We start from the raw sequence: 3,928 nt of genomic DNA on the forward strand, positions 1-3,928 counted from the left end.
GCCCCGGGCGGGGGGGGCCCCCCCACCCCCCCCCCCCCCGCCCCGCCCCCCCGGCCCCCCCCCGCCCCGGCCCCCCCGGCCCCCATCTCCCAGGCACGAGCGCCCCCTCAACAGGCACCCCGCCCCCCGGTGAGCAGCTTCAAGCCAGTGACCCCCGCCCCCGCCCCCGCTCCCGGACTGCGACCACACCGCCCGCCGTCGGCCTGCGCCGCCCACCTGCTGCGCGCAGACACCCGCCCCGCCCGTCAGTCACAGACCGCGCACGCATAAGCATCCGCCGCCGCCTCCATGCGCAGCACCGCGTGCCCCGCGGCCGTGTGCACATCACGCCAGCACCGCTGCAGGCAGCCGCTGTCGGTACGCGCATGCCGGCCCCCCGTGCGGAACAGACGCTCCACAGCCGACACCAGCAGGTCCACGGCGAAAGCGGCATCGCGCCGGTTCCGGGCGACGACCGCCTCGCACACCGCAGCGGTGTCGGCCCGCAGCGCGGCCTGCTCCAGCAGCAGCCCGGCAGCATCGATCTCCGCCGACGAACGCGCCAGCGTCTCGCGCACACCCGCCTGCCCCCGCACAGGAGCACCCTCACCCGGCCCGCACGCCCACACCGACCACTCCTGAAGAGCCTGCCGCGCGCAACCCAGCACCGGCGCGGCGAACAACAGACCACCGCCCATCTGCGCGGGCACACGGTGACAGCGCGCCCGCCCCGGCCCGCCCGTCCCCGCCAGCAGATCCGCCAGCACGAACGCACGGCGACCGGGCACCGTCACCCCCGCCACGACGACCGTGTCACTGCCCGTCCCCCGCAACCCCGTGCTGTGCCACACCTCCCGCACCACAACCTCCTCCCGCGGCACCAAGAACACCCGCGCCGTCCCCCCCGCACCGCAAACGTCCCGGGCCGCAAGCAGAAACCACCGCGCCCACCTCGCACCGCTGACACACTCCCACTCACCCTCCAGCCGCCAGCCGCCACCCACCCGCACCGCCTCACCCGCCGGCGGCATCACCCCCGCAGCGATACACACATCCGGCCCGCTCCCCCACAACTCCCGCTGCCCCGCCACAGGCAGAAACGCCGCAAACCGGCCGTGCGCCGCCCACAGCCCCGCACACCACGCAGCCGACGCACACCCCTCACCCACACCCGCCACCGCACGCACCAGCTCACCGAACGTACCCTCCGCCCCACCCCAACACCCCGGCACGAAATGCCGGGCAAAACCCGCCTCACCCACCACCCCCACCACCTCAGAATGCAGGCCCCGCTCCCCATCAGCCCACACCGCAAAACGCCCAGCCACCCCCGCCACCCGCACCGCACGATCCACCAGACCCCACCCCACCCCCACCCCAGACCCGGACACGGCTGCCGACCCAGACGGGGACACGGACGCGGGCGACGCCGCGGCCCCGGACACAGACAGGGGCCCCGGCACGGGTCCGGACACAGACAGGGAGTCGGACCTGAGCACAGACGCAGACACGGCCCCGGGCCCGGACAGAGAATCCGGCGGGGGCAGGGGTGCGGACACGGCCGCAGGACCGGGCACGGGCACGGACGCCGGTGCGGCAGCCGGCCGGAACACGGGTGCGGACGGAAGCGGGAACGGAGACGGGGAGAGGGGCCCGGCAGAAACTTCCCGGGTGGGCCCGTCGGCAGCACTCATGACGACTCCTCACATGTCACGGACACCCCACGTCGCGGACACGGACGCAGGTTCGGCAGGCCTGGGCACATGCCGTTGCACATCACAGGGAACGCAACCGCCACCCCGCCGCCCCGAGCAAGCCGCACACTCCGGGCCCCGAACCACAACAGCACGGACGGACACGACCAGCACGGGCGCATGCGGCCAGCACAGCGCACAACACCCCCGGGCGGCCAGACGGCACCGCCACACCCACACGAACACGCGCACCCCAGACGGCGCCGGGGCGGCCACCAGAGCAGCCCTACGTCAGACGGCGCCAGAAACGGCCGCCGGCGTGCTGCTGTCAGCCGTCCAGAACATCGACACGGTCGACAGCAGCACACCGGACTGCACCGCCTGCGCCCCCAGCAGCGCCGGACTGCCGCCCCGGGCCGACGCACGGTGCCCCGTCATCACCAGCCGGACCAGCACATCAAGTTCCGCGAAAGCCAGACAGGTCACGGACACCCCGGTCAGCGTGTGCGGGACAGCCCCCTCCCCCTGGCTGGTCTGCAGATAACCCAGCTGACGGAAGCCCTCCAGCAGCACCATGAGCGGAACATGATCGGTGGGGTGGTCGAAGAGAATCGCATGACCCAGATCCACATCCAGGTCCCACTCCCCCTCCCGCCCGCCCGTCCTCAGCACACTGTCCTTGGCCCGCAACCGCCCCACCCGGTGGGCAGGCAACCGCTCCCCCCGCTCCGGCACGACCCCCCGCCCCGGCCGATCCGGCAGAACCGGGCGCTCCGGCAGATCCGGCTGGACTGCAGCCCCCGGCGAGGGCACGGCCGGGCGGCTCCCGCGCCGCCTGAGAAGCCCGTACCGCTTCTCGTCCACCGCGACCACCCGCAGACTCCCCCGCCCGCACGGCACCCCGCCGACGGTGAGAACCGCCTCGACACGCATCCCGTAACGCTGCGGCGGCCGGTGGTCCACCCACACCCAGGACACCTCCAGCACCACCGGCAGCGGCACCGCACCCACCTTCAGCACCGACGGCTCACTGATCTCGAACTCCATGTCCCGCCCCACGAACCGGTACCCCAACGGCACCCCGTAGTGCTCGTGCGCCAGAAACACCAACGTTTGCCGGATCGTTTCAGCAAACAGCAACGGATCCGCGCACCCGTTCCCGTCCGGGTGGTACAGCGCATGGTCCCGCGGCCACTGCGCCGCCACCAGGAAACGGTCCCCCTCCCCCGCCACCGCGACCGCATCGGTGAGATACACCTCCGCCACCGACGCCCGGTGCACCAGATGACGCGGAATGGGCTGCACAAAAGCAAGCGGCCGGCCGGCTGTCACCGACCCCGCCGCCACCGACCCGGCCGGCACCCGCCCGGACATAACACGATCCATGATCCCCCCCAGTGCTGTGACCACATCCGACACTTCCACGGGCTGACACCCACGACGCGGGCCAAAAAATATACCTACCAGAAGGTATATACAAGGTCCCCGAACCCCGCCCCGCAACCACCGCACACTTCCAGCCACCCACCCCCGTCCAGGACATCACCCCCACCCCCACACCACCCCCACAAGCACCCCAGAACCACCCCCGCGCCAGCCGACGGCACCGCCGACCACACGGCCGGAACCACCACCAGGGCCCCGCCAGGAGGCGAGCCGGAACCGGCTACACGGCCGGAACAACACAGCAAGGCCCCCCGGGGCCGGGAGCCCGCCCGGGGGCCGGGGGGCCGGGGGGCCGGGCGGCAGGGGGGCCGGGGGCCGGGGGGCCGGGGGGCCGGGGGCCGGGCAGCACAGCCGGCGCCACCGGCCCCACCAGGGGAACGAGCCGCGTGGCCGGCGGCGCCGCAGTGAACCAGCCCACGGACCTCCGCCGCCCCTCCACCCTCCCCCACGGTCATCTGCCGGGTCCCGCACCGGCCAGAGCCGCGCGTGCACGGCAAAAAACCAACAACCCGACTCGCGGACACCCGCCCTCCCCCAGGCCTCCTGACAGACCCCACCAGACCGGACCGGCATCGGCCCACCCGCCGGCCACGGCACGGCCGCCCCAACGGGCCCCGCACCGGCCAGGACCGCGCGTGCACCACGCAGCCGCACCGTCCCCGAGCCCCGCCGTTCCCCACGCCTGCCAGCCCACCGCCGGCTCACAACCGGCCAGACCACCCGCACCAAAGACGCGGCGGGCCGGGGCGACAGGACCTTCCCGCCCGGGCAGGCCGGGCCCGGCCGGCCCGGGCGCGGCGCCAACCCGG

General features: G+C 74.1%; 2 protein-coding genes. Both read right to left on the bottom strand.

Features of this window, described 5'->3' with window-relative positions; genetic code table 11:
- Nucleotides 1–245: 245 nt before the first annotated feature.
- Nucleotides 246–839: a hypothetical protein gene (locus AB0M11_RS41120; RefSeq protein ID WP_365714074.1), complete on the bottom strand. Its 594-nt coding sequence runs from the start codon at nt 837–839 to the stop codon at nt 246–248.
- 1,125 nt (nt 840–1,964) lie between these two features.
- Nucleotides 1,965–3,098 (bottom strand): ScbA/BarX family gamma-butyrolactone biosynthesis protein, encoded by a 1,134-nt coding sequence (locus tag AB0M11_RS41125; RefSeq protein WP_365714076.1) that lies wholly within the window; start codon nt 3,096–3,098, stop codon nt 1,965–1,967.
- Nucleotides 3,099–3,928: the final 830 nt, after the last annotated feature.

The sequence above is a fragment of the Streptomyces sp. NPDC051987 genome, from assembly GCF_040680735.1.
Classification (GTDB): Bacteria; Actinomycetota; Actinomycetes; order Streptomycetales; family Streptomycetaceae; genus Streptomyces.